This is a genomic window from Corynebacterium argentoratense (assembly GCF_021491455.1).
GTDB classification, from domain to species: Bacteria; Actinomycetota; Actinomycetes; order Mycobacteriales; family Mycobacteriaceae; genus Corynebacterium; species Corynebacterium argentoratense_A.
Genome location: NZ_JAKETN010000004.1, coordinates 94,187 through 118,772, shown reverse-complemented (window position 1 = coordinate 118,772; position 24,586 = coordinate 94,187). Strand labels below are relative to the sequence as shown.

The 24,586-nt window shown below is 61.4% G+C and carries 24 protein-coding genes; 13 read left to right on the top strand and 11 right to left on the bottom strand.

Translation table 11 applies throughout. The features are described 5' to 3' along the window. Position 1 precedes the first annotated feature (1 nt). From L1C91_RS06485 to holA, 5 genes are all read left to right on the top strand, one after another. Positions 2–679, top strand: coding sequence for a histidine phosphatase family protein (locus L1C91_RS06485; RefSeq protein ID WP_234858548.1), 678 nt, complete (start codon positions 2–4; stop codon positions 677–679). Continuing rightward, the gene (locus tag L1C91_RS06480; RefSeq protein ID WP_234858547.1) at positions 679–1,479 is read left to right on the top strand and encodes a DegV family protein; all 801 of its coding nucleotides are present in this window, start codon (positions 679–681) and stop codon (positions 1,477–1,479) included. The genes L1C91_RS06485 and L1C91_RS06480 overlap by 1 nt, the downstream gene beginning before the upstream one ends. Positions 1,480–1,554: 75 nt before the next feature. Further along, positions 1,555–2,244, top strand: coding sequence for a ComEA family DNA-binding protein (locus L1C91_RS06475; RefSeq protein ID WP_234858546.1), 690 nt, complete (start codon positions 1,555–1,557; stop codon positions 2,242–2,244). Beyond that, positions 2,241–3,818: a ComEC/Rec2 family competence protein gene (locus tag L1C91_RS09460; protein ID WP_234858545.1), complete on the top strand. Its 1,578-nt coding sequence runs from the start codon at positions 2,241–2,243 to the stop codon at positions 3,816–3,818. The genes L1C91_RS06475 and L1C91_RS09460 overlap by 4 nt, the downstream gene beginning before the upstream one ends. Further along, positions 3,709–4,608 carry a DNA polymerase III subunit delta gene (holA, locus tag L1C91_RS06465; protein ID WP_234858688.1) on the top strand — a complete coding sequence of 300 codons (900 nt, stop codon included), beginning with the start codon at positions 3,709–3,711 and terminating at the stop codon, positions 4,606–4,608. Before L1C91_RS09460 ends, holA begins: the two co-directional genes overlap by 110 nt. A gap of 164 nt (positions 4,609–4,772) precedes the next feature. On the opposite strand, the gene rpsT is transcribed toward holA, so the two are convergent. Then, a complete protein-coding gene (gene rpsT, locus L1C91_RS06460) occupies positions 4,773–5,036 on the bottom strand; it encodes a 30S ribosomal protein S20 (RefSeq protein ID WP_234858544.1) in 264 nt (87 codons plus the stop codon). A 151-nt stretch (positions 5,037–5,187) separates the two neighbouring features. Continuing rightward, on the bottom strand, positions 5,188–5,766 hold the full coding sequence (locus tag L1C91_RS06455) for a type II toxin-antitoxin system PemK/MazF family toxin (RefSeq protein ID WP_234858543.1): 579 nt from the start codon (positions 5,764–5,766) through the stop codon (positions 5,188–5,190). Positions 5,767–5,841: 75 nt separating this feature from the next. Here L1C91_RS06455 and lepA point away from each other — a divergent pair, with 75 nt between their 5' ends. Beyond that, positions 5,842–7,692: a translation elongation factor 4 gene (gene lepA, locus L1C91_RS06450; protein WP_234858542.1), complete on the top strand. Its 1,851-nt coding sequence runs from the start codon at positions 5,842–5,844 to the stop codon at positions 7,690–7,692. A gap of 138 nt (positions 7,693–7,830) precedes the next feature. Here lepA and L1C91_RS06445 read toward each other — a convergent pair whose 3' ends face one another. Next, on the bottom strand, positions 7,831–8,394 hold the full coding sequence (locus L1C91_RS06445) for a thiamine biosynthesis protein (protein WP_234858541.1): 564 nt from the start codon (positions 8,392–8,394) through the stop codon (positions 7,831–7,833). 140 nt (positions 8,395–8,534) lie between these two features. Between L1C91_RS06445 and L1C91_RS06440 the strand changes: the two genes are divergently transcribed. Further along, complete coding sequence (locus L1C91_RS06440) at positions 8,535–8,717, top strand: hypothetical protein (RefSeq protein ID WP_234858540.1); 183 nt, start codon at positions 8,535–8,537, stop codon at positions 8,715–8,717. Between the two features lie 169 nt (positions 8,718–8,886). On the opposite strand, the gene L1C91_RS06435 is transcribed toward L1C91_RS06440, so the two are convergent. After that, positions 8,887–10,419 (bottom strand): acyltransferase, encoded by a 1,533-nt coding sequence (locus L1C91_RS06435; protein WP_234858539.1) that lies wholly within the window; start codon positions 10,417–10,419, stop codon positions 8,887–8,889. Here L1C91_RS06435 and L1C91_RS06430 point away from each other — a divergent pair. After that, positions 10,418–11,686: an alpha/beta fold hydrolase gene (locus tag L1C91_RS06430; protein ID WP_234858538.1), complete on the top strand. Its 1,269-nt coding sequence runs from the start codon at positions 10,418–10,420 to the stop codon at positions 11,684–11,686. The genes L1C91_RS06435 and L1C91_RS06430 overlap by 2 nt on opposite strands. 305 nt (positions 11,687–11,991) lie before the next feature. On the opposite strand, the gene L1C91_RS06425 is transcribed toward L1C91_RS06430, so the two are convergent. From L1C91_RS06425 to L1C91_RS06405, 5 genes are all read right to left on the bottom strand, one after another. Continuing rightward, positions 11,992–13,416, bottom strand: coding sequence for an ABC transporter ATP-binding protein (locus L1C91_RS06425; RefSeq protein WP_234858537.1), 1,425 nt, complete (start codon positions 13,414–13,416; stop codon positions 11,992–11,994). Further along, positions 13,413–14,231, bottom strand: a complete 819-nt coding sequence (locus tag L1C91_RS06420; protein WP_234858536.1) for an ABC transporter permease subunit — start codon at positions 14,229–14,231, stop codon at positions 13,413–13,415. The genes L1C91_RS06425 and L1C91_RS06420 overlap by 4 nt, the downstream gene beginning before the upstream one ends. Beyond that, positions 14,228–15,199 carry an ABC transporter permease gene (locus L1C91_RS06415; RefSeq protein ID WP_234858535.1) on the bottom strand — a complete coding sequence of 324 codons (972 nt, stop codon included), beginning with the start codon at positions 15,197–15,199 and terminating at the stop codon, positions 14,228–14,230. Before L1C91_RS06415 ends, L1C91_RS06420 begins: the two co-directional genes overlap by 4 nt. A 25-nt stretch (positions 15,200–15,224) precedes the next feature. Next, complete coding sequence (locus tag L1C91_RS06410) at positions 15,225–16,754, bottom strand: ABC transporter substrate-binding protein (RefSeq protein ID WP_234858534.1); 1,530 nt, start codon at positions 16,752–16,754, stop codon at positions 15,225–15,227. 71 nt (positions 16,755–16,825) lie between these two features. Beyond that, entirely contained in the window at positions 16,826–17,815 is a 990-nt protein-coding gene (locus tag L1C91_RS06405) for an NAD(P)/FAD-dependent oxidoreductase (protein WP_234858533.1), read from the bottom strand. A gap of 262 nt (positions 17,816–18,077) precedes the next feature. Here L1C91_RS06405 and L1C91_RS06400 point away from each other — a divergent pair, with 262 nt between their 5' ends. Genes L1C91_RS06400 through L1C91_RS06390 form a run of 3 tightly spaced genes read left to right on the top strand, consistent with a single transcriptional unit; the run spans position 18,078 to position 22,305 of the window. Then, positions 18,078–18,704: a phosphopantetheine-binding protein gene (locus L1C91_RS06400; protein WP_234858532.1), complete on the top strand. Its 627-nt coding sequence runs from the start codon at positions 18,078–18,080 to the stop codon at positions 18,702–18,704. Then, the gene (locus L1C91_RS06395; RefSeq protein ID WP_234858531.1) at positions 18,701–20,545 is read left to right on the top strand and encodes an ABC transporter ATP-binding protein; all 1,845 of its coding nucleotides are present in this window, start codon (positions 18,701–18,703) and stop codon (positions 20,543–20,545) included. The genes L1C91_RS06400 and L1C91_RS06395 overlap by 4 nt, the downstream gene beginning before the upstream one ends. Then, positions 20,542–22,305, top strand: coding sequence for an ABC transporter ATP-binding protein (locus L1C91_RS06390; RefSeq protein ID WP_234858530.1), 1,764 nt, complete (start codon positions 20,542–20,544; stop codon positions 22,303–22,305). The genes L1C91_RS06395 and L1C91_RS06390 overlap by 4 nt, the downstream gene beginning before the upstream one ends. A 406-nt stretch (positions 22,306–22,711) precedes the next feature. On the opposite strand, the gene L1C91_RS06385 is transcribed toward L1C91_RS06390, so the two are convergent. Then, the gene (locus tag L1C91_RS06385) at positions 22,712–23,341 is read right to left on the bottom strand and encodes a mycothiol-dependent nitroreductase Rv2466c family protein (protein WP_234858529.1); all 630 of its coding nucleotides are present in this window, start codon (positions 23,339–23,341) and stop codon (positions 22,712–22,714) included. A gap of 298 nt (positions 23,342–23,639) precedes the next feature. Here L1C91_RS06385 and L1C91_RS06380 point away from each other — a divergent pair, with 298 nt between their 5' ends. Together L1C91_RS06380 and L1C91_RS06375 are read left to right on the top strand one after the other, a co-directional pair. Next, complete coding sequence (locus tag L1C91_RS06380; RefSeq protein ID WP_234858528.1) at positions 23,640–23,864, top strand: hypothetical protein; 225 nt, start codon at positions 23,640–23,642, stop codon at positions 23,862–23,864. 39 nt (positions 23,865–23,903) lie between these two features. Continuing rightward, positions 23,904–24,317: a hypothetical protein gene (locus L1C91_RS06375; RefSeq protein WP_234858527.1), complete on the top strand. Its 414-nt coding sequence runs from the start codon at positions 23,904–23,906 to the stop codon at positions 24,315–24,317. Positions 24,318–24,400: 83 nt separating this feature from the next. On the opposite strand, the gene L1C91_RS06370 is transcribed toward L1C91_RS06375, so the two are convergent. Next, positions 24,401–24,565 carry a hypothetical protein gene (locus L1C91_RS06370; protein WP_234858526.1) on the bottom strand — a complete coding sequence of 55 codons (165 nt, stop codon included), beginning with the start codon at positions 24,563–24,565 and terminating at the stop codon, positions 24,401–24,403. Positions 24,566–24,586 lie beyond the last annotated feature (21 nt).

Here is a 24,586-nt window from a genome sequence, read left to right as displayed (position 1 = left end):
CATGTCCCGCAAGCTTTTTCTGCTTCGTCACGGGCAGACTGAATACAACGCCACTGGCCGTATGCAGGGCCAGTTGGATACGGAACTGTCGGCGGTTGGCCGCAAGCAGGCGGATATTGCGGCGCAGTATTTGTCGCGCCAGCATATTGGCCGGATTATTAGTTCTGATTTGTCGCGTGCGAAGACGACTGCCCAGGCGGTTGCCTCCAAATTGGATGTGCCGGTGGAGGTAGACAAGCGTTTGCGGGAAACTAATTTGGGCCAGTGGCAGGGTAAGTCCCATGCCGAGGTTGATGGGGCGTTGCCGGGGGCGCGTGCACAGTGGCGTCATGATGCGACGTGGGCACCGCCGGGTGGGGAGACCCGCTTGGAGGTTGCGGAGCGTGCTCGTGCGGTGGTTGATGAGATGATGGCTTCGTGGGAGCAGTGGGATGATGACCACGCGTTGCTTCTGGTGGCCCATGGCGGCACTATTGGTGCGTTGACCAGCGCATTGTTGGATGTTCCGGTGAGTCACTACCCGATGTTTAGCGGGTTGAAGAACACCTGTTGGGCGGAGTTGACGGCCCGGCCGAAGTTCGAGGCCTCGCGCGCGGCTGAGGGCGTGGGGGAGTTTTCGAGCCCGGGGTCTGCCCAGTGGTATTTGGATGGGTGGAATATCGGCCAGGTGATGCGCTAGTGCCGGTTCGGATTGTTACCGACTCGTCCAGTTGTTTGCCCAAGGACACTGCTGAGGAGCTCGGCATTAAAGTGCTGGACCTGCATGTGATGCCTCCTGAGGACGGCAGCGACGAGGTACACACCGCGGGGCTGACTGCGTTGGAGTTGGTTGCGGCTTATGCCCGCCAGTTGGAGCGCGGCGGCGATAAAGGCGTTGTTGCTTTGCATTTGTCTAAGGATTTGTCGTCTACGTACGCGTCGGCGGAGTCTGCTGCCGCTGTGTTTGATGACGTCGCGGAGCCCGTGCGGGTTGTCGAGACCTCCACGATCGGCATGTGTGTGGGTGCTGCGGCGATGGCCGCGGCGACTGTTGCCGGCCAGGGCGGCAGTGTGGATGAGTGCGTGGAGGCGGCTTCATCGACGTTGGAGCGCTCGGAGATGTTCTTGTACGTCGACAAGGTGGAGGGGTTGCGTAAGTCGGGGCGGTTGTCGACGACGGATGCGTTGGTGTCGGCGGCGTTGGCGACTCGGCCGATCATGCAGATCAAGGGGGGTCGTATTGAGTTGGCGGCGAAAACCCGCACGCAGACTAAGGCGTTTGCGAAGCTTATTGAGTTGATTGTTACCCGGGCTAATTCGCGTCCGGTGTTTATTGCTTTGCAGGAGCACCAGGCCCCGGAGGCTGCTGCTCGGTTGAGCGAGGCTATGGAGTCTGTGCTGCCGGAGGACTCGACGTTTATGACGGTGCCTATGAGTGAGGTGTTGGCGGTGCACGCTGGGCCGGGCTCGATTGCGGTGTCGGCGGTGTTTAGCGAATAGGGGGGTTATCCACAGGCGCGTCGGTTTTCACAGGCATGCCGTGGGGGTGTGGGGCGCGGGCCTAGGGTGGGCGCCATGTTAGACAGAATTAGGCCCTATGTGCAGCCCACGGGGGAAGAAGACCTGTTGTTTTTGCAGCGGCCCATGCGGCGGCGCCTGCGGGTGGGGTGGCGTGCGGCGGTTGGTGCTGCGCTGTTGCTGCTTGTGCTGGTGGGATGGACGTGGTGGAGGGTGCACGCGTGGGGTGAGCCGGTGGAGGCTGGCAGTACAGAGGCGGTGGCATTCGTCGAAGGCAGCGGTGGTGGCGCGGAGGTTAGTCAGGTGCCGGGCGGCGAGCTGGTGGTCAGCGTTGCCGGGGCGGTGGCGCACCCCGGGGTGATCCGGGTGCCCGCTGGATCGAGGGTGGCCGATGTGGTGGAACAGGCGGGCCTGTTGCCGGAGGCTGACGCCGTGGGGCTGAACCTTGCGCGCAAGGTTGCGGATGAGGAACACATCATCGTGCCTACTGCGGGTGGGCAGGGTGCTGCCGACGGGCAGATGGGCAGTACGAGTGTGGGCGGGGCAGTGGTGGATTCCAGAATTAGCATCAATTCAGCCAGCGTCGAGGAGCTCACTGGCCTGCCGGGGGTGGGGGCTAAGACGGCGGAGGCAATCGTGTCGCACCGCAGCGAGCACGGTAGTTTCAGCAGCCTTGAGGCGCTGATGGATGTCAAGGGCATTGGGCCTAGTAAGTTCGAGGCGTTGAAAGACAGCATCCGGTTGTGACGCGTTATGCGGTGGCCGGTGGGGACTTTTATCAGCCACTGGAGCCCACCCGGGCGGTCGAAGAGCACCGACTGTTGTGGCCGGCGGTTGCAGCGTGGGCGAGCGCTGGTGCGGTGATCTGGCTTTACGGCGGCGGCCCCGGGGGTTGTGCGGGGTTGGTGGCCATGCTTGGGGTGCTGGCGCTGTGGTGGGCCTATGGTGCGGGCCAGGCGGGCTTGAGTGCTGCTGTGGGTTCTGCCGCTGGGGCGGTCGCGTGGCTGCGCTGCCGGCAGATGTCCAACCACCCTCTGTCGGCGGAGCTTGGTAGAAGGATCGATGTGGTGGGTCGCGTCGAAGGCTCGCCGCGGATACTCGAGCATTCCATGATGCTCCACTTGGGGATTGATGGTGTCCCCGGGACCGTGCCCTGTTTCGCGCCGGGCTTGAGCCTTGATGAGGTGCACCGTGGGGACCTGGTGGTTGCCCATGCGGTGTCTGCGCCGAGCACGCGGCCGGGGCTGGTTAATGTCACTTGCAGGCTCAGCGAGGTGCAGGTGGCGCAGGCCAGCGACCCATGGGCGTGGATCCGCACGCGGCTGGCTCAGGCAGCTGGGCACGTGCTGTCGAGAGAGCATGCAGGTTTGTTCGGCGGCATGGCCATTGGGGATACCAGTGGGCAGAGCGCTCAGCAGCGGCAGATGTTCATCGACACTGGCTTGTCTCATCTGTCGGCGGTCAGTGGGGCGAACGTAGCGATTGTGTTGGGCACGGTGGTGGCGCTGCTTGCTACCCAGGCGCCGAAGGTGCGGGCGGTCGCGGCGGCGATCAGCCTTGCGGTGTTTATCGCGGTGGTCGGCACCGAGGCCTCTGTTATTCGTGCGGGCATCGTCGGCAGCGTCGCGGTGGTCACCATGGTCTCTGACCGTCGCACCCAACCCGCGCACACGTTGTTTCTGGCGGTGATCGCGATGATACTGTTCGACCCCGGCATGGCACTGAATTACGGCTTTGCACTCTCGGTGGTTGCAACCGGCGGAATCATCTTGCTCACCCCTGTGCTGTTGCGCAGCATCTTCCGCATCCTCCCGCGCATACCGATGCCCTGGGCTCAACTGTTGGCAGTCACCCTTGCCGCCGACCTATCCACCATGCCGATCATCGCTATAATGGCCGACCGGACTTCGCTGGTGTCGATGATCGCCAACTTGCTTGCTGCGCCAGCCGTGCCACCAGTGACCATTCTGGGCTTGATCGCGACCTTGGCTGCCTGTGTGAACACCACCGCGGCGTCATTAATTATTGAGCTCACCCAGCCTTTCCTGTGGTGGATCAACACCCTGGCCACGCACCTCGGCAACCAACCGTGGGCAACCACCCACATTCCCACCCAGTGGCTGGGACTGGGGCTCGCCTGGATGCTCTACGCGCTGCTGTGGCACGATAGGAGCCGTGAGCGTACATCTGATTCTGGGCGACGAACCCTACCTGGCCGAACGAGCACGCGCGGGCATCATCACCCAGGTCAGACAACAACTACCACCCGGCACCGACCTGCCCATCACCCTGCTGCGCGCAGGCGAAGTGACCTTGAGTGAGATGTATGAGCTGCTCAGCCCATCACTGTTTGCCGAAGACAGGGTAGTGATCTTCACCGACGCTGACGCCGCGGGCAAAGAACCCGCCCAAGTGCTGCTGGATGCTGCGAAAAACCCGCCCGAGGGCATCACCCTGATCATCCAACACAGCGGCGGCGGACGGACCAAAAACATGGTGACCCCGCTGTCGAAGCTGGCGGATGTGGTGCGCGTGGATAAGGTGAAACCCAGTGAACGCTTCGCCTGGCTCAACCAGGAATTCCGCAACCACGGAGTCAAGGTCACCCCGGATGTCGTCAACGCGGTGCTTGAGGGCGTGGGCAGTGACCTACGCGAGCTGGCGAGTGCCGCAGCCCAGTTGGTTGCCGACACCGGTGGGGACGTCACCGTCGATAAAGTGCGCCAGTTCTATCGCGGTGTGGCGGAGGTGTCCGGCTTCGACATCGCTGACCTTGCTTGCGCGGGGAACACGGCACGGGCTGTGGCTTCTACGCGCCGGGCATTGCAGTTGGGGCTGTCGCCGGTGCTGTTGACCAGTGCGTTGGCGACGAAGGTGGGGCAGATCGCCCGCATGTATTCCACCGCCAGGCCGGATGCGCGGGAGTTGAAGATGCAGCCCTGGCTGATGGATAAGACCCATAAGGTTGCCCGGCGGTGGAATGGGGATTCTGTGAGTCGCGCGGTGATTGTGATCGCTGAGCTTGAGGCTGCCGTGAAGGGCCAGGGTGGGGACCCGAATTATGTGCTGGAGCATGCTGTGCGTGAGATCAGCGAGCTCGCCAGGCGTTAAAACAGGGGCAGGGTGCCAAAATCTGTGCATTTGCCCCCTCCCCGTTTCCATTTTCCCAGTTCGGCTAACGCCAAGCGCGCCAAATGCGCAAGTTTTGGCACGCGGTGGGGCAAAAGAAAAGAGCCGCCCCACGAAAAGTGGAGCGGCTCTACAAATGGCTTGGTTTAGCCAATCTTGTTCACGGCCTTTGCCAGGCGGGACTTCTTGTTAGCTGCGTTGTTGCGGTGCAGAACACCCTTGGACACCGCCTTGTCCAACTTGCGGGAAACGAAGCGGAGCTGCTCGGTTGCGGCAGCCTTGTCGCCGGCCTCTACCAGAGCGCGGAGCTTGCGGGTAGCGGTGTGCAGCTCGGAGCGAACTGCCTTGTTGCGCATGCGTGCCTTTTCGTTGGTCTTGATGCGCTTCATCTGAGACTTGATGTTTGCCATGGCAAATACCTCTTGATCTTTCTAAAGATTAAAAATGTCAGTGGTGCCGATTGTACGACCTGCCCAAGGTCCTGCAGGTTAGACCGACAACAGCGGTCAACCTTATCACTGCGGCTGTGTGGAAGTCGAATCGTCGGGAGCAAAGCTGGCGTCAGTGCCAGCCGTATTCGTTGCGTAGGCGGTTGGCGATGCGGTCGAAGCGGCGGCGGGGGATAATCGCGCCTTGGCGTTTGGTCCACAATTCGGGCACGGAAACGACGCTGTCTAGGCGCACCCAACAGCGTCGGCCGCCGCGGTCCCAGGCTCCGGCGCCGATGTCGAGCCAGTTGTCTTCGTCGGCGTGGGCGTCGTTGGAGGAAATCATGAGGCCGAGCAGTTGCTCACGGCTGCGGCCGATTACAACGAGGGCGCGTTCGTAGGGTTTTTTCGTGCGTTTGTCCATCATGTTCGCCCAGACGATTTCGCCGGGGTCGGCGCGGCCATCCATGTCGGGGGCGTAGTAGATACTGCGCTTCAGTTGGGCGGTGGAGTGGCGCATGATGTTGACGGGGCGGGTGCAGTCGGCGGCAGCGTCGGCGGTGGTGCGTTGTTTGCGCATGGTGCAGTGACCGTCGGCGACGTCGATACCTAGTTGGCTTCCGATGCGGCGGAGGCCTTCGTCGAGGTCGTCGCCTGTGATCCCTTGGATTCGACCGGTGATACGCCCGAGGAGCCGGTTGAGCGCGTTCATGTGTTCAGGATAGCGGATGTTTCGGGTAGGGTTTGTTCTCAGTTTGAATTACCTTGTTGGAAGGATGAGTGGGCGATGGTTGCCAATTTCGCGGAAGAGACGTTTACAGATCCGACGCAGATTCGGAACTTCTGCATCATTGCGCACATTGACCACGGTAAGTCCACGTTGGCGGACCGTATTTTGGGTTTGACTGGTGTGGTTGAGGCGCGTGATATGCGTGACCAGTATCTGGACAATATGGACATTGAGCGCGAGCGTGGCATTACGATTAAGGCGCAGAATGTTCGTTTGCCGTGGGTGCCCCGTAGTGGCAAGCATGCGGGTGAGCAGATTGTGATGCATTTGATTGATACGCCTGGTCACGTGGACTTTACTTATGAGGTGTCGCGTGCGTTGGAGGCGTGTGAGGGCGCGATTTTGCTTGTTGACGCCGCGCAGGGCATTGAGGCACAGACGCTGGCGAATCTGTATTTGGCGATGGAGAATGATCTGGAGATCATTCCGGTGCTTAATAAGATTGATTTGCCTGCGGCTGATCCGGATAAGTATGCAGAAGAGATCGCCCACATTATTGGTTGCGAGCCGGAAGAGGTTCTGCGTGTTTCGGGCAAGACGGGCGAGGGTGTGCCGGAGCTGTTGGATCGGGTGTGCGAGCTTGTTCCGCCGCCGACTAGCGAGTTCGGCGATGACGCTCCGGCACGCGCGATGATTTTCGATTCTGTCTACGACACTTATCGCGGCGTCGTGACGTATATCCGTATGGTTGATGGCCGCTTGGAGCCGCGTCAGAAGATCAAGATGATGTCCACGGGTGCGACGCACGAGTTGTTGGAGATCGGCATTGTGTCTCCGACGCCGAAGAAGTGCAAGGGCTTAGGCCCGGGCGAGGTCGGCTACTTGATTACTGGTGTGAAGGATGTGCGCCAGTCGAAGGTGGGCGATACGGTTACGTGGGCGTCGAAGGGGGCGGAGTTGCCGCTGAAGGGCTATGAGGAGCCGAAGCCGATGGTGTATTCGGGACTGTTCCCGATTTCCCAGGCTGATTATCCGGATTTGCGCGATGCGTTGGAGAAGCTTCAGCTTAATGACGCCGCGTTGACGTTTGAGCCGGAGACTTCCGTGGCGTTGGGCTTCGGTTTCCGCTGTGGTTTCTTGGGCCTGTTGCACATGGAGATCACGCGTGATCGTTTGCAGCGTGAGTTTGATTTGGATTTGATTTCGACTGCGCCGAGTGTGTCTTACCGCGTGGTGGCTGAGGATGGCTCTGAGTTGATGGTGCATAATCCGAGTGACTGGCCGGCGGGTAAGTTGCGTGAGGTGTGGGAGCCGATCGTGAAGACCACGATTATTGTGCCGGCGGAGTTTGTGGGCACGACTATGGAGTTGTGCCAGTCGAAGCGCGGCGTGATGGGCGGCATGGATTACCTGTCGGAGGATCGTGTGGAGTTGCGTTACACGATGCCTTTGGGCGAGATCATTTTTGACTTCTTCGATATGTTGAAGTCCCGCACTCGTGGTTATGCGTCGCTGAACTATGAGGAGGCCGGCGAGCAGCAGGCTGATCTGGTGAAGGTGGACATCCTGTTGCAGGGTGATGCGGTGGATGCGTTTTCTGCGATCGTGCACCGTGATAATGCCCAGTGGTATGGCAACAAGATGACTGTGAAGTTGAAGGAGCTGATTCCTCGCCAGCAGTTTGAGGTGCCGGTGCAGGCGGCGATCGGTTCGAAGATTATTGCGCGTGAAAACATCCGTGCGCTGCGTAAAGACGTGTTGGCCAAGTGTTATGGCGGTGACGTGTCGCGTAAGCGCAAGCTGCTGGAGAAGCAGAAGGAAGGCAAGAAGCGCATGAAGTCCATCGGTTCGGTGTCGGTGCCGCAGGAGGCGTTTGTTGCGGCCTTGTCGACGGACGAAGGCAAATAGGTTTGCATTAGTTGCCGGGCCACCCTTTATGTTACGGTGGCGCGGGGTTTAGGGGGGCTCCATGTTGTAGCAGCAGGAGCCCCCTCTTCTATGCGATTAGAGCCTTAGGAAGGGGGCTAGCGGGGGCTAGTATGGGCTCTATTTGGCGAAGGTGACGGGTAGGTCGACGACGTCGACGAAGCCTTCGGAGTGGTCGCCGAAGATTTTCAGCACGCAGTCTTGTTCGAGGCAGTTGATGTCGGTGCCAGTGGGGGTGGCGACGATGGTGGTGGTTGCGGTGCCGTCTTCGTTGATGGGTGCGGTGCCGCCGTCGGTTTTAATCCAGGCTTGTGCGGTGGCGTCACCTTGGCCGCCGCTGCAGATCGGCACGGGGTTGCCGGGGACTTTCACGGGGGAGCAGATGGCTGCGTAGTAGCCGCGTGCGGGGTCGAGGCCGGATAGTTTGATGGTGATGTCGTCGCCTGCTTTGAGGTCTTCGGTGGGGTTGGCGTCGACGGTTACTTTGGATTCGCCGGGTTTGGGGGATGCTGCGGCGGTTGATTTGGGTGCGGGGGTGGTGTTGGTGATTTTGGTTTCCTGCACGCTGGGCTCTTCTTGGGTGGGGCTGCATGCTGCGAGGGCGGAGACCGCGGCAACGCCGGCGAGTGCGGTGATGGCTGCTCGGCGGATGCTGTGGTGTGCTTGGGCGTGTTGGATATTCAAAGGAAACCTCACAAAAGATGACAGGGTGGATACTCAAGCAATAGAGTACGCGGGCGAGTGTTTGACTGCACCTTGAATGTGTTGAACCTTATTGTGTAGTCCGCCGTAGTGGCGCTCGTGAAAAGAAGGACATTGTTGACGTGGATGATTCCATGAGCAGCCCGGCCCCGCAGGCGTCTACGGGTAGTAAGCATCGGCGCGCGGCGAAGGGCTCCAAGGAGGGTTCTAAGGGCGGCGGTTTTATGGGTAAGTTTTTGCCGCTGTTTTTGATTTTCTGTGGTTTGGCTTTGGTTGCTCGCCGCCGCAAGGGTGACGAGGCTTAAACTTTCCTTATCCCTTTAGAGGAGTTGGGCGGGTTCGTGGAATTCCACGGACCCGCTTTTTTGCTTTCTGCGAAGGGGGCGTGCACATTTTTCGGCAGCGAGCACCGTTTGCAAATCGCGACCTGCGGAAATGTAAACTTGGCGGGCTCCCTGCCGAAAAAGTGCACACCTAATCCTGCGGCGCGAGTGGCGGGAGGTCTGTGCGGCTGCCACGGGAGCACGCTAGGTGGACCAGCCATTCCAGGGGGCCGCGGCGGAAGAAGAACATCCAGCCGCTGGCAAAGAGGATAAGCAGTGCGCTTTGCGGCGCGAACCCTAGTAGTTCGCGGGGGTCCCAACCCCGCTGTTCTGCCGCCCCGTCAGCACCATCAACGCCATCAGCGCCTCCCGAACTACCGCCCTCACCGTCGGCTGAAGGCTCGTAGTAGTCCTCGCCGTAGGGCTGTGGGGTGTCGGGGTCGGCGGGGTGTGCGGTGGTGCTGCTGAAGGCCTCGTCTTTGAATGGGGCTAGGTGGGCTTCGTTCCAGATCTCTTCGGCTTCGCTCCAGGTGGTGGTGTTGGCGATGCGGTCGCGCCAGGGTTGCCAATCGCCGAGGTAGTAGCTGGAGATGTCGAAGTTGGGGTCGGCGAGGTCTTGGGGTTCGATTCCTAGTTCGGCTGCGATGCCCATGGCGCCGGCTTCTTCGATGCCGTAGATGGGTCCCATGTCGTTGGGGTAGTAGGTGTCGTAGCCGAATTGTGAGTGGTGCATGTCGATGTAGCCGAGGGCGGGTGCGATTGCTCCGGTGAGGCTTACGTGGATGGTGTAGGTGGTTAGTGCCATCATACCGAGGGCTCGTAGTGGGTAGGTGAGTATGCTGGCCCAGCGCAGGCGGCAGATGAGCACGCAGAGGAGTATGAGGGCGGCGGAGGCGCTGCCGGTGGCGATGATATCTCCAATGCCGCCTTTGTGCGCCCAGGTGGTTAGGTATGCGCCGTCGAGGGCGAAGTAGCTGGGCTGTTCCCAGCCGAGGCTGGCGGCGGTGCGTACCCAGTCGTAGTGTTGCTGGATGCGTATCCAGCCGGCGAGTGCAGCGATGATGATTGTTGACGCCGCGACGGTTGCGGTTGTGCGTAGTCGTGCGGTGGTGATGGTGCGGTAGGTGAGTATGCCGATGAGGCTGTAGGTGAGCCAGGCGCCGATGGGGTATTGGCCGCCGATGCTGATGAAGGGGGCGATGAATAGGGCGAGGGCTGTTGTGGCGGCTACCCAGCGGGTGCGTAGGCGGGTGATGGGGGCCAGGAGGGCAAGGTTGGTGGCGATTGCCATGAGTACGACGGCTATCTGGTGCTGGACGTTGTCGAGTGCGATGCCGATGCCGAAGATGATGGCGGCGCGTATGAGTACGCTGTGGCGTGCACGGGACAGTGTGGTGCCGCCGTGTTCGTTGCCGTGGGCGAGCATGAGGGATAGGGAGATGCCGCTGAGGACGGCGAACAGTGTGCTGGGGTAGCCGGTGGTGAGGAATTTCAGGGGGTCGATGGTGCTGTAGTAGAGGATGTGGGCGAACATCATGCCGAGGATGGCTAGTGCTCGGGCGAGGTCTAGGCCGGTGATGCGTCCTGGGCGTTGGGCCCGTGGGGCTCGGTGTGCGTCGGTGTGCTCGGGGACTGTCGTGGTGGCCATGGTGTCTCCTGGTGTGGGTGGGTAGTATTGTTGCATGAACTCTACTGTGTCTATCCGTCGTTTTGGCCATACTGTTATCAATCACATGGTGGAGGTTCCGTGGGATCATTTCGCTTCCGGTGAGCAGCAGGTGCTCAGTGTGTTCGCGCGTGAGATTGTGGCGGATGGTAATGAGGACGCCCCGTGTGTGTTGTTTTTGCAGGGTGGCCCGGGTTTCCCAGCGCCACGGCCGGTGGGGGCGAGCGGCTGGGTGGGGGAGTTGTTGAAGCATTACCGTGTGGTGTTGTTGGATCAGCGCGGTACGGGGCGTTCTAATGCGCAATTATTGGATGCGCAGCATTTGAAGTTGTTGCGGGCGGATCAGATTGTGGAGGATGCGGAGGCCGTGCGCCGGGCGCTGGGGGTGGATCAGTGGGCATTGTTTGGCCAGAGTTTCGGTGGTTTTTGCATTAACACCTATGCTTCTCGCCATCCGGAGAGCATTTTGCATGCGATGCTCACCGGCGGTCTGCCGGATATCTCTGCGGGTGTGGACGAGGTCTATAAGCGCACGTTTGCCCAGGTTGCGGCGCGCAGCGAGCAGTTCTATGCCCAGTTCCCCTTTGCGGAGGCCGCCATCCGCGAGGTGTGCCACCATCTGGATAATGCTGAGGAGTTGTTGCCGACGGGTGAGCGTTTGTCTTCGCGTCGTTTCCGGACGATTGGCATTGCGTTGGGCCGCGGCACGGGTTTCGATACGTTGGGTTATTTGTTGGAGGACCCGTTTGTTGTGGTTGGGGGCGAGAAGCGTTTGCGCCAGGATTTTTTGGTGGAGGTGGGCGCCCGGGTGAGTTTTGCGGGGCATCCGTTGTATGCGTTGGTGCATGAGGCGATTTATGGCGGCACGGTGCCGGGTGCGACTGCGTGGTCGGCGCATCGGGTGCGCGAGCAGGTGGAGGGTTTCGAGGAGCAGGCCGACCCCCGCACGGCGGGCAAATTCTACTTGACGGGTGAGCATATTTTCCCGTGGCAGTTTGATGAGGACCCGGCTTTGCGCGAGCATAAGCAGGCTGCGGAGGAGCTAGCTGCGTTTGATCAGTGGACTTCGCTTTATGACGCCGCGACGCTGAAGGATCGCGCCCCGGTGGCGGCTGCTGCGGTGTATCTGGATGATATTTTTGTGCCTTATTCTTTGTCGATGGCGACGGCTGATCAGTGGCGGGATCTGCGCCCGTGGGTGACTAATCAGTTCCAGCATGATGGCATTGGTCAGGATGGTGCGGGCATTGTGGGCCGCTTGCGGGAGATGATCCTGGAGCGCTAGGCCGCCAGAAGTTCGGGTACCCCTGGAGCTCTCGCTGTTTAACCACCCATGGCTTTGCGCTGGCACAATGTTGTGCATGTCGAAGCGGTCAAGTCCTTTTGAGTGGTGTATCCGCCAGCGGTTGACTCAGCGATGAACTGACCGCTGACGGAACAGGATCCACAACCACTTTCTGCTCATCTACCTTCACTGTCCTTTCGTGCCGCCCAGCCTACCTGCTCGTGGGGTCGAGGGCGGCGGCCGTAGGCGTCGACAATCGTACATACAAGCCAAGGAGCTTAAGAAAGGTGGTAGGCGGGCGCACGCTACAAGCAAACAACGCGGTCGCAGGCCGCCAGCACTGCCGGATCGTGGCTGACGATGATGGTTGCGCGCGCGGACTTGCCTGCTCGAATCGCGTTGATCACGCGCTGGGCGTTCGCGCCGTCGAGGGCGGAGGTGGGCTCGTCGGCAAGCAAGAGCATCGGCTGCGACAGCAAGGCCCGAGCTACGCTGACACGCTGGCGTTGCCCGCCGGAGAGCTCGTCGGGGCGGGTCCGTTTGCTGTGGTGCAGGCGGCCGCGCGTATGCGGGGAGCGGAGGAAATCCGGCAGATCCAGCAGGTCGAGGACCTCGGCGATGGCCGAATCGTCGGCGTGGCGGCCCGCGGCGCGTCGCAGGATGGTCGCAACCGGCACGGCTGGGTTGAGGGAAAGCTCCGATTCCTGAGGGATCCAGCCCACGCTGCTGCGGTGCGGACCATCAATTCTTCCGCGCACCGGAGCGTGCAGGCCCGCGATGGCGCGCAACAGGGTTGTCTTTCCGCGGCCCGACGGTCCCGAGATCCCCACGATCGCACCGCGGTCGACGCTGAGGTCGAACCCGGTGAGAACATCGTGCGCACCGTGGGACAGCGTTAGGCCATCGATGCGCAGGATCGTGTCGGCCTCGTGGGAGCGTTGAGCGGGTCTAGCAGGGGCGTCTTGGGCGCCCGCTGGTTCGCCCGCTGGCGTCGAGGCGGCTTTGTCCGTCGCTGTGGGGAGCACAGAGGGGGTGTCCCCGACGCTGAGCACGCGGTCGGCTAGCTCCGCGGCAACACTCGGGTCGTGGGTGATGACCACGCACGTCGCTCCCGATCGATCTCGCGCGACCTTCAGGCTGTCGAGCATGAGCCGTGCTGTTGCACGGTCGACGCCGGCGGTAGGCTCGTCGATAAGCAACAGCTTCGGGTGTCCAGCGATGCCGGCGGCGATGCCCAGTCGGCGCCGCTGCCCGCCGGAGAGCTGGCGTGGGGTGCGCTCTAGGATGTCCTCGATGCCGCCGAGCCCGAAGTCGTCGAGGAGGTTAAGGATCACTTCGTCCGAGATCCGCCCGGCAATCCGCCCGGCCTTGGCGCGCTGGCGGATGATCCGGCGCACGCTCCAGCGCGGTGGCAAGGCCGCGCCCGGATCCTGATCCACGAAGGCGCATGCGCGCCGGAAGGCCCGCAGCCCCTGGCCGCGCAGCAACAAGGGGTGCTGTCCTGCGACGGAAACGCTGCCGCCGGTGACGCGCAGCCCCGTGCCGACCTCGCCGATGAGCGCCTTGACCAGAGTGGTCTTGCCCGCGCCGGACGCACCGGTCACAGCAATCGACTCACCTTCCGCCACTTGCAGGTTGATGTCGGACACAACCGCGTACCCTGCCTGGTCTGGCCCCGCGACCGTGCTGATGCTTAGCCGATCGACATCAATGTGCACGCCAGCGGTCATCGCTTGCCTCCCATGCGTAGTTCCAACAACAGGGCGGGGCACGCCGTTAGTACGATGATCGCCAGCGTCGGGCTCACCACGGCCCACGGATTAAGGTCAACTCCGCCCAACTCGGCACCGACCATCGCCGCCCACGTCGAGTCTGCTCCGCTGCTGGTTCCGGTGAGGAAACTCGCGGTCGCGATGAGGAAGACTACTGCCACGAAGCGGATGCTGAAGTCGGCGATGAGCGATCGGCGCACGGCGGGAAAAATGTCCCAGACGGCGATTGTTCGCCAGCTGGCTCCCGTGACGCGTGCATACTCCACGTATCCCGAACCCAGCGCTTGGGTCACGGTGGGGTAGAAGTAGCGGATCGACATCGGCACCGACAGCGCAAAGGCCGCTACCGCCGCCGCGACGTAGCCTTCGGGGACGGCCGTGACCGTGGCCAAGATGATGAGAATCGGGGGCACCACTAAAATTGTGTCGCCGATGAAGCGGATGATCGCATAAGCACGACGGGAAGTGGCAGACCACACGGCCAGCAACACGCCCACGGTGCTTGCAGCCGCGGCGACGAGAGCGGGCGGCACGACCAATGCGGCGTTGCCGACTAGCATGCGCGCCGCAACATCGCGCCCCAAGTGATCGGTGCCCAAGAGATGTGCCCTTGACGGAGGGTCGAAGGACCGAGACATCGGCGCGGTGGGATCCGGCAACCCCAACGCCGCGCTGAGGGCCGGGCCGGCAAGTGCTGCGAGGATAACCGCCGTCCACAGGGCGAACGCGGCGACCGTCAGTACCGCAGAAACGCTGCGGTGTTGGAGAATCATCGGTGCCTCCCAATGACATCGGCGAGGGCGAAGGACGCGACGGTTACTGCGGCGAAGACGGTGGTGAGGGTCGCCACCGCGACGGTCTCGCGGAAAACAACGAAGTGGGTGACCGTGGTGCCAATGCCGGGGTAGCCCACTACGTTTTCCACCACCACGGTGCCCGCCACTACGTAGGGGATGGTCGCCGCGCTGGCCTGCGCGATCTGCCCGAAGGCAGCCGGTAGGGTGTGCAGCCTCAAGACCGACAGCGGGTGCATGCCTGATAGGTGAGCGGCGCGCACGTGCGGCAACGCCTGCGCATCGACAACCGCAGCGCGCACCAATCGTTGTAACCACGCCCCGCCAACCAGCGCGATGGCCAGGGAGGGGATGATGAGTGCACCCGGGTTGTCGGCCGGGGTGCCGCCCGGCGGTACCAGGGACACTGCGGGCGCAAGCTTGAGTGCGCCCGCAAGGACAGCCAGCAACAATGCGGTGACGGCAAAATCCGGGGTGGCAAGAGTCGACTGAGCGCCAAGGCAGGTGAGCCTGTCGCGCCAGCTCGAGGGCACAAGCCCAGCAAACACACCCGTTCCCACACCGATCGCAAGCAGCAGCGGAAGCGCGATCGCAATCAGGTATGCCGAATTTCGGGCGGCAAAAGCAGAGGCCTCCCAGACCGATCGTTGCGAAGCAAAAAGCGTGCCGCCATCGCCGAAAAAGAAGAGACCAGAAAACCACTCCCACAGCCGAACCGACAGAGGGCGGTCAAGGCCCAGGTCCGCGCGGATGGCGTCGATGCGGGCCTGATCGGAGGTGCGAGCAATCACCGTCGCCGCGTCCCCGGGGAGCAGGTCCATCACGATGAAGCTACCCACCGCCGCGCACAACAGCACTGCCGCCCATCGAGCAGTTCGCTTCACGACGCGTACCGCGACTGGAGTCGTGGAATCCGTTGAAGTCGACCACACTTTGGCGATGTTCATCCTCGTGGACCTGCTCCTTTTGCACTTAGTTCTTCGCAGCTGGCAGCGTGGTGACAACCGGAACCGACTGGGAGACCGGCAAGTCGGGCACCCCTGCGGCGCGGCCATGGATTTCGTTGGCGTAGGCCCACAGCAACTCGCCACCATCTTCCTGCATAGTGCGGGCGAGCTCTGCAAGCTGCTTGGCGCGCGCGTCGGCGTCGGTCTCCGCCTGCAGCTTCTCTAGGCGCTTGTCCCAGTCTCCCTCGGTACCGAACCCGGAGAGGTTGAACATCGCCTTCGAGCCGGTCATGAACGGCAGCGCGGACAAAAGCGAGCGGTTGACGATGTAGGAGGCGAAGAAAGGCAGCTTCTTCAATGCTTCCATGTCGGAGTAGTAGGTTGTTGGGTCGCGCTTTTCCACCTCGACCTCAACTCCCAAGTCCTTGAGCTGGTGCGCGAGCACATCCGCGCCGTCGTTCATTCCCGGGGTGAAGTCGGCGGTGACCAGGGTCAGCTTCTTTACCCCCTTGTCCTCGAAGATCTTGCGGGCGGCATCCTTGTCCATCTTCGGCTCGGAAAGCTCGGATGGATAATCGGCAAACCCCAGACCCGGTACGTCGGTACCCGGGGTGCCGGTGCCGTCAAGTGCAGCGTCAACGAGCGCGGAACGGTCCAGCGCCATCTTCATGGCGCGGCGCACCTCAACATCATTGAAGGGCGCAACCTTGGTGTTGAGGATAAACAGCAGGCCCTTGGAATCGACGGCGCCCGGACTCCACACCTCCGCTGAGTGCAGGCTGCGCTGGGCGGTAGCCGGAAGATCCATGGCCAGGTCAACGGCGCCGGATTCAACAGCGCGCAGTCGTGCCTGGGCGTCTGCGATGACCTGAATCTCCAGCGACTTAGAAACGCGCATGTCGGTGGGGTAGTGCTCGTTGGCGGTGAGCTTCCACCCCTGGCCGGAGTCCCCGGAGTCGATGACATACGGGCCGGAGCCAATGCCGTTGGCAGGGTCGCCGCCCTTGTAAACCAGGCTGTTGAGCGCGAGGACGGAGTCGACAAAATCTGCGCGGGGTCGGGAAAGCACAATGTCCACCGTGGTGTCGTTGACAGCCTTGGACGCAGCGACGTCGACGTCTGCGTAGGACATCCCGTGCATGGGGTTTCCCGCGATGTACTTCACGGAGGCGAGCACATCGTTCGCGGTCACCGGCGTGCCGTCGGAGAAGGTGGCACCCTCGCGGAGCGTGATGGTCCATACAGATGCATCGTCGTTGGGCTTGGCGCTGCTGGCGAGCTGCAAGGAGGGCTTGGCGGAACCTGCGATGACGAGGGATTCGTAGACCGCGTACAGGGCTGCCCACGTCGCGGTAGACATCGCCTCGGAAATGTTGAGGTTCTCGCCCGGGCTGCCGATGGCTGCGATGCGCAGCGTGTCCAGCGCCTTACCGCTTGCCTTGCTTTCCGACGCTCCCTCCGAATCAGAGGAAGAGGAGCAGGCCGAGATGATTGGGGAGGCAGCCGCGACGGTGGTGGCAGCGGCGATGAACTTGAGGAAGTCTCTACGGTGCATGAATAGTCCTTCTTGTGTTTTCGATTGTTCGATTGGTGGAAATTATTAGCTTGTCGGGCGTTGTCGGCCCATCAGCTCTCATCTGACGGTGCAATCTGCGGGGGATCTGTCATTCCCAGAGATTCCATGAACAAGTCTTGATCGACCCACACCGCCGTGCGTTGGCCTTCAGCCACGGCTTGGCTCACGAAAGTCATCGGTTCTTGTTCCTCTGGCGAAACAGCAACGTCACCGGCTGCAAACACGAGGTGGCATGAGGTTCTGCCATGGTCGTCCGTCATGATGCAGGCCCCGCGAGTGTTCAGGTCAAGGGACTCGATCAACTCTTTCGCCGCGGATTCTGTCGGAGGTGTGGCAAAGGCCAACTCACAGCGAAGTGTCGTTTCATCCTTTGTTATTACCGAAACCTCGCCAAGCGAGCCGGTGACTGTTTTCGCCTCGCCGTCAACCACATCGATGCTGGAGGTGGCGAGTAGCTTGGCGAAATCCCCGGTGATATCACTTTCAGGTGCGAGAAGCCTGACTGAGGAAGAAAACCGATTCTTCAGGTACAGCGCCTGGAAGATGGCCTTCGCTATGGGCACACCGGGGATGGCTAGGACCAGGATGTCCTTTCCCGAGGCCTCGAAACCATGGCAGTACGGGCAGTGAAATGCATAGCGCCCAAACGCTTCTGCTAGTCCGTCCACCTGCTCGCAGACATCGCGCTGTCCGGTGGCGATAATGAGGCGGCGGGCTACGATGGTGTGCCCAGCAGCAGTGTGAATGGTTACGTGCTCCCGCTGATCGTGGCAGGCAACCTCTGCTGTTTTGGCCGTGTCCAGCGCATAATCCACGTAGGGGAGATCCTTGAGTGACTCCAAGGTGCGCGAGCGGAGGAGGGTGGGGGCAGTTCCTTCCTGTCCTAAGAGCATGTGGGCAGCATCCGAAGCTGCATTGCGATATGCGCTGGAATCGAGCACCAAGACCTTGCGTCGTTGTCGCCCCAACACCAAAGCGGCCTCTAGCCCAGCTGGGCCAGCACCAATGACAACTACTTCGTAGTTTCCCCTGGGTAACATTAATACTCTTTCATTTATTAGTGACAATGCTCATTCTTTTGCAGCAGTGTTAATGGATTCTTGGGGTTTGCGGTGGCGCACCTGAAGAGCTTCAGTCACGTTGGCGAAGGTGTCATATCAACGACGTATCTTCTGGCAGTTGCGGTCAATGGGCAATTCTCGAGGTTTGAAAACATAACTTGAATGCGCTTATCCTCTACTAATTATGGTCACGGATAGAAGCAATTGTCAATTGCGAAATTATGCAAGTACCGAAGAAATATTGGGCATTGTCACGCAGTACATCGATGTCACGGATGATAGCCAAGTACTGACGCATCACGGTCTTGACTCCATCACCGCGGTTCGTCTTCAAACAGCTATCGCAGCAGCACTCGGTGTTCGCTTGCCCCTCGTGGATTTCTTGGGGGAAGCAACCGTCCAGAGTCTCGCAGATAGCCTAAATGCATCGGAGATCCCTGTTGCTCCGGAGCCGGCCCGGCCGGAAGAATCCGACATTTCGGTGCCTGAAGAGGTTCTGAGTGGGCCATTGACTCCAACCCAGGCGATGTATTGGGTAGGCCGACAAAGCGACTACCCGCTCGGCGTATTCACTCGGCATCTCGCCGGCTTGGCCCGCCTAACGGCACAGCCATTGGCCAACGTGCCAACGCTCCTAGCCGTGGCTGGCCAGCGAAGTCCCGCCAACTCGGGAGTTGGAATGGGCGTCGACGATGCGGTTGATGATGAGTTTTTGGGATGGGGATCGAATTTGCCCGAGGAGACGACGGTGGTAGTGGTGCCAGGATACCACTACACGGTGTTGTCGGAGCCGGGCTTGAGCGGAATTTCGGAGAGATTAGTGGAAATGCTCGACACCATTGAATCCACGATGGGGGACAGGAAATGACAAAACAAGAGTCGAATCAGGCACAGAGCAGGCCTGACTATGCTTCTGCTCCCCGCTTGTTGTGGGCGCACCTCAACGGGCGCGGCCCATTGCTCGCACTGGCGATTGGCTGCGGCATCGTGGCTGGAATCGCGGAAGTGACACCCGCATGGGCGATGTGGAAAGCCGTGACTTCTATAGCTGAGAGCGCGCGTACGTCGGGCGAGCGGGCTGCGCGGACCGTGTTGCTGATGGCGCTGGTTTGCCTTGCGGCGGTGGTCGTCAAATCGACCTTCTTCGCCGTCTCCACTGGTCTGGCGCACCTTGTCGCCTTCGACGTTATTGCCGAGATTCGTCTGCGCTTGGGAAGGACCTGGAATGCGATGAGCGTGGGGTCCGTGGCGCGGATCCACTCCGCGCGAGCGAAGACGGTGGCGCTCGATCACTGCGAGAAGCTAGAGCTGTTCATCGCCCACGCTGTGCCCGAGGCTGCCGCGGCGCTCACTGTGTGGTTGAGCGTCACCGTCTGGCTGTTCATTGTGGACTGGCGCCTGGCAACCGCGACGATCGTGCTGGTCCCCATCGCCTTTGCCACGATTGTTCACGCCATGCGGTCCAACGGGCATCGAATGGGGCAGTGGGTTGCGGCCAAAGACGACATGGGCGCGGCCATCCTCGATTTCCTCACGGCGATGCCGGTCATTCGGGTGTTCAACCGCACCGGTCAGGAGCATCAACGCACCAGCGACGCCGTTCGTCGGAACGCAGAGCTCCAATCCTCGTGGGGGCGGGCCTTCGTTGCGTGGGGCGCACCCTTTTCCACTCTGGTGGCCAGCGCGATTGCGATCATTGCCCCGGTGGCGACGTGGCTTCTGGCTATTGATGCCGTCGACGTGCCCACCGTCTTACTCTTCCTGATCCTGGGACCGACCTACCCCGTGCCCCTAGTGACGATGTTCTACCGGCTCGTGGCGCTGCCGTTGCTTTCTAACGGCGCTGTGGAAATCGAGCGACAGCTGTCGGCTATTCCTGGCACCGGGTTGGCCCGGGACAGGGGTTCGAGCGGCGCTTACCGGGGGGCGGCAGCTTTAGAGGCGTCGGCAAGCGAAGTGCGAATCGAGCACGTGAGCTTTTCCTATGGGCCTGGAAACCTCGCGCTTGACGACGTCTCCTTCACCGCTGAAGCAGGAAAAGTGACCGCGCTGGTGGGGCCGAGCGGCGCCGGAAAATCGACCGTCGGCGAGCTCATTGCCGGTTTCTATACCCCAGATACGGGTCGAGTTAGCATCGGCGGCGTTGACATCTCGAAGCTGAGCGACGCGGAACTCTACGGGCAGGTCGCGGCCGTATTCCAGAAGCCACACCTCATGGCAGGGACCATCCGAGAAAACGTCGCACTTGCTCGGCCCGATGCGTCGGACGAGGAGCTGCGCGAAGCCCTGCGCGCCGCAGCAGCTGACGCCTTCGTCGACGAATTACCCGAGGGAGTGGACACTGTTCTCGGCGAAGGCGGATCGGGTCTATCCGGCGGACAGCGACAGCGACTGGCGATCGCACGCGCCTTCGTCGCGGACCGACCGATCCTAATCCTCGACGAGGCCACTGCGGCAACGGATCCAGAAAACGAGGAACTCATCCAGCAGGGGTTGGCTCGCCTGACCCAAGGCAGGACAGTCATCGTCATCGCGCATCGGCTGGGAACAATCCGGCACGCTGACTGCATCAATGTGATGGAAGCAGGCAGGGTCGTCGAGTGCGGAACGCATGAGGAACTCCTGGCGCTCAATGGGTACTACTGGCGCCTGTGGAATGGCACCGCCGCAGCAGAAAGCAACGAAACAGTGGAGGACGAAACGCGATGAAGCAACTAGTGACGATGTTCCGCCTGCTTGGCACCGCCCGCCGAGCCGTCCTAGGCGGAGTACTCATGCGCCTCGTGCAGTCGCTCGCCCTTGGCATTGCATTTGGCTCCGCAATGCGGCTGGTTGCCCGCATCATTAACGGCGAACAGGTTGATCACGACACCGCGCTGCGTACCGCCCTTGCTTGCGCCGCGTCACTGCTTATCCAGCTGGCTGCAGGATGGGCCGCGGCACGACTGTCGTGGCTGGCTTCGTACCGAGCCGTGGCGAACATGCGCCTGGCACTTTTACAGCACCTCCGGGTGATCCCCGTCAATGCGCTCGGGCGACGCTCGCGCGGGGACATCGCGGCTCTTCTCAGCACGGATCTGCAGCTCATCGAGGACTTCCTCGCGGAGGGAATGCCCCGACTCGGCCAGGCCTTGGGAATTCCACTGCTGGTGATCGTCGCGGTGGGCTTTAATGATCTCACTCTGGCGGGTGCGTTGGCACTGCCAATCCTCGCGATGGTGCCGGTGATGTCGTGGTCGAGTAAGAAGTTGGCTGCGCTGGCGGACCGGCGGCAAGCAGCGCAAGCAGGTGCCTCGGCACGCATGATTGACCTCGTGACCGCGATGCCTGCGCTGCGGGTCTATTCAACCCGCGAGCGCACCGAAAAGTGGTACAACCAGGCCGTGGAGGAGTTCCGCGCCATCTCGGTGGAGATGGTCCACCGGCTCATCGTTCCTTCGAGCCTGGCCGGCCTCATCCTTATGCTCGGCATTCCTCTCGTTGCCGCCACCGGCGGTTGGTCGGTATCCGAGTCGGCCGCCTCCGCGGCCTTGGTCGGAGTGGTCCTAGTCATCGTATTGAGCGTCTATCAGCCGGTGCAGGGGCTACTGTCGACGAACGAATCGTGGCAGATGGCGCAGGCGGCGCTGCGAAGAGTGCAGGACATCTCCGACATCCCCGCACTGCCGGAGCCGGAGAACCCGGTGCAGCCCCCGAGGCAGTTCGACGTTGAGCTGAGCAATGTCAACTACGTTTATCCCTCGCAGGCGCAAGCTTCCGGCAAAGCACGCGGGACTGAGGCGCTGAGCGGGGTGAGCCTGCACGCCCGCGCCGGGGAGATGACTGCGATCGTCGGGCCGTCGGGCTCCGGCAAGTCCACGGTGCTGAGCTTGATTTCTCGCTTTGATGACCCAACCTCCGGCAGCATCCGGATCGGCGGCGTCAACCTGAAAGACATCGCCGCCGGCGACCGCAGCGATTTGGTGACCGTTGTGTTCCAGGACGTCCATCTCTTCCCCGGCACCATCGCGGACAATATCGCCGCCGCTCGCCCCGGTGCCAGCCGTGGCGACATCGAGCGCGCCGCTCGCATCGCCTGCGCCGACGAATTCATCGCCGTGCTTCCCGACGGCTACGATACGGTCCTCGGCGAAGACGGAGCCGGACTGTCGGGCGGGCAACGGCAGCGGTTGTCCATCGCACGAGCAGCGTTGAAGGACGCACCCATCGTGCTCCTCGACGAGGCGACGTCGGCTCTAGACCCCGTCAACGAAGCTGCCGTGCACCGCGGTATTCAATCCCTATGCCAGGGCCGGACGACGATCGTTGTCGCGCACAAGCTAGCGACCATCCAGGCCGCCGACCGCATCGTGGTGCTTGACGCGGGGCGGATCGCCGAGACCGGCACGCACAGGGAACTGCTCGACCGCGGGGGCGTGTATGCCCGCCTGTGGAAGACCACGGCTGAGCTGGAGGAATGGGCACTGTAAAGGGATGATGGGGTGGCCTAGCTGCACCGCGGGGGATCGGGTTATGGAGCGGAACTCCCACACCGGCCGCCCACGGTGCTAAGGGCGGGCTGCGTTTGAGCGGGTCAAGTGTCAAATGTGGGGCACAGCTCGGAAGTCCCCTCGTTGATTTCATGGTGGGCGGTACAAACGTTTGCGTGGCGGGGACAGTTGTCGTTATCCTCAACATGCCCATTAGATGGCATACATTTCCATTAGTGGCTCTTGTTGGTAGTGCGAAGGGAGCGCTGAGTAGATGCCCAAGCGGAAGTACGGCATGATACTGGTCTCCTTGAGCGTCGCCCTCGTCCTAGCGATGCTCGCTGGCACCAGCCTCGGCGCGCTGGGCTTCCAACCTGGGCTGGTGCTGCAGGCTCTATCGGCACCGTCAGACCCAGCGAATGCTCTCGTCCCGGCCGCGCTTCAACTCAAAGAAATGCGGATACGTACCCAAAGCCACCGCAGCATCAAACAACTCACCCGCCTGCTCACCGCGCGGAATACGCGTTAACACCGGACCAAAGAACGCGCGATCTCCAAGCTCAATCACAGGCGTACCAACATCATTGCCCACACGCTCCATCGCCCGAGCTTGGAACTCCCGCAACTGACCATCAACCTCATCAGTATCCGCGACGTCAGCAAACGACGCAGGCAACCCCACCTGCTCCAACGCCTGCGCAATAACCCCGTTATACGCGCCGAAACCCTGCTTGCCGCCCTGGCCACCGTTATGAATCAACGTGCCCATCGCCGTATACAACTCGTCAACCTTCTCCGGCCGCTCCAACGCCACCTTCGCGAACACACGCGCCGGGCCCCAGTTAGCCTGCATCTTCGCCTTATAATCCTCCGGCAACTCCTCGCGACCCTCATTAAGAACCGCAAGACTCATCGGAGCGAAAGTCACCGCGACGTCACGAACCTTCTCCACCTCCTTAATCCAACGGGAAGTCACCCAACAAAACGGGCAAGATACATCAAAATACAACGTCACAGGGGTAGGGGAAGTACTCATCACAAGGCTCCTTCTAGACGAAAAATCGATACCTAGCTTTCACACACACCAACGCAGCCAGCAGCGCGAGTATTCCTAGGTATGTACCCTCGAAACATGAACCCATCGGCCAATACACCCCCAGCAGACACAGCGCGATTACAGTGCTAAGCCCAACCGCACCGCCTGGGTCGCGGCATGGTGGTTCATCGACTTCGCGATCACAGCAACCGCCGTCGCCACCGGACAACTTTCCGGACTGTCGCTGAACTACCTCTACCTAGTCATCGGCATATTTCTCCTGGGCCTGCAGACAGACGTGGTACTCCAACTTCCCGAACACGCCACACCGCGCGCCAAATACGGTAGCTCTGCGATGTACCTCGCGATGTCAGCGGTGATGTGCCTAGCAATGCTCGAGCCTGGAAGGTTTGTGTCCATCATCCGCTTCATCGCCGGCCTTGCCGTGCTCATCCTGGCAATACGCTATGTGAAGGATCTCACCGACCAACGCCTCGACAAGACCGGCGGGGAAAGCGCGTAAGGCGGCTGGGTTGTCCGCCCGGAAGGTAACCTAGAAACCATGAGTGACACCCCCAGCCACCACAAGCGCCGCGCCGCCACCGACCACACCTCCACCAACTACCGCATCGCCTGGGCAGGCGCCTGGTGGGCCGTCTTGCTCGCCGTCATCGTCGTCTCATTTACCACCGGCAGCTTCGCGGATAGTCGCAGCAATTACCTGCACCTCGGGGTGTCCCTGATGGTCTATGTCATTCAAACCCTGGCGGTGTTCGGCCCGCGCGCGAAGAGCCCCGCCGCAAAGCTCTATCAGGACAATGTCCTCTACTACGCCCTAGGCCTGATGTTCGCACTGGCTATGCTGCCGCAGACCGGCCTAGTCGCAACAATCCGCTTGGTGTTCTCCCTGGTGGTGCTGGTTGTGGCCGTGCGCTATTTCCGCGCAGCCCGCAGGCTTCGCGCCGAGCAGCGCTAGCCACACACACAGAAACTGGCGGCCCCTTATGAAACGCGGGCCGCCAGCGATTTAGCCGCCTACTTACGGTTTTGATTAACCCGTCAACCAGCACACTGGGTGTCGAGCACGAGGTTTGTGAAGCCCTCGCGATCCTCCGACTGTGATTCACGAGCCAGCTTCAGCAGGCGACTGTCGGTGCTGAAGTAGTAGGAAACCGACGACAGAATGAAGAAAATTACGGCGATACCAACGATATTCCAGATCATGGTGCACGTTTTCGCCCGGCA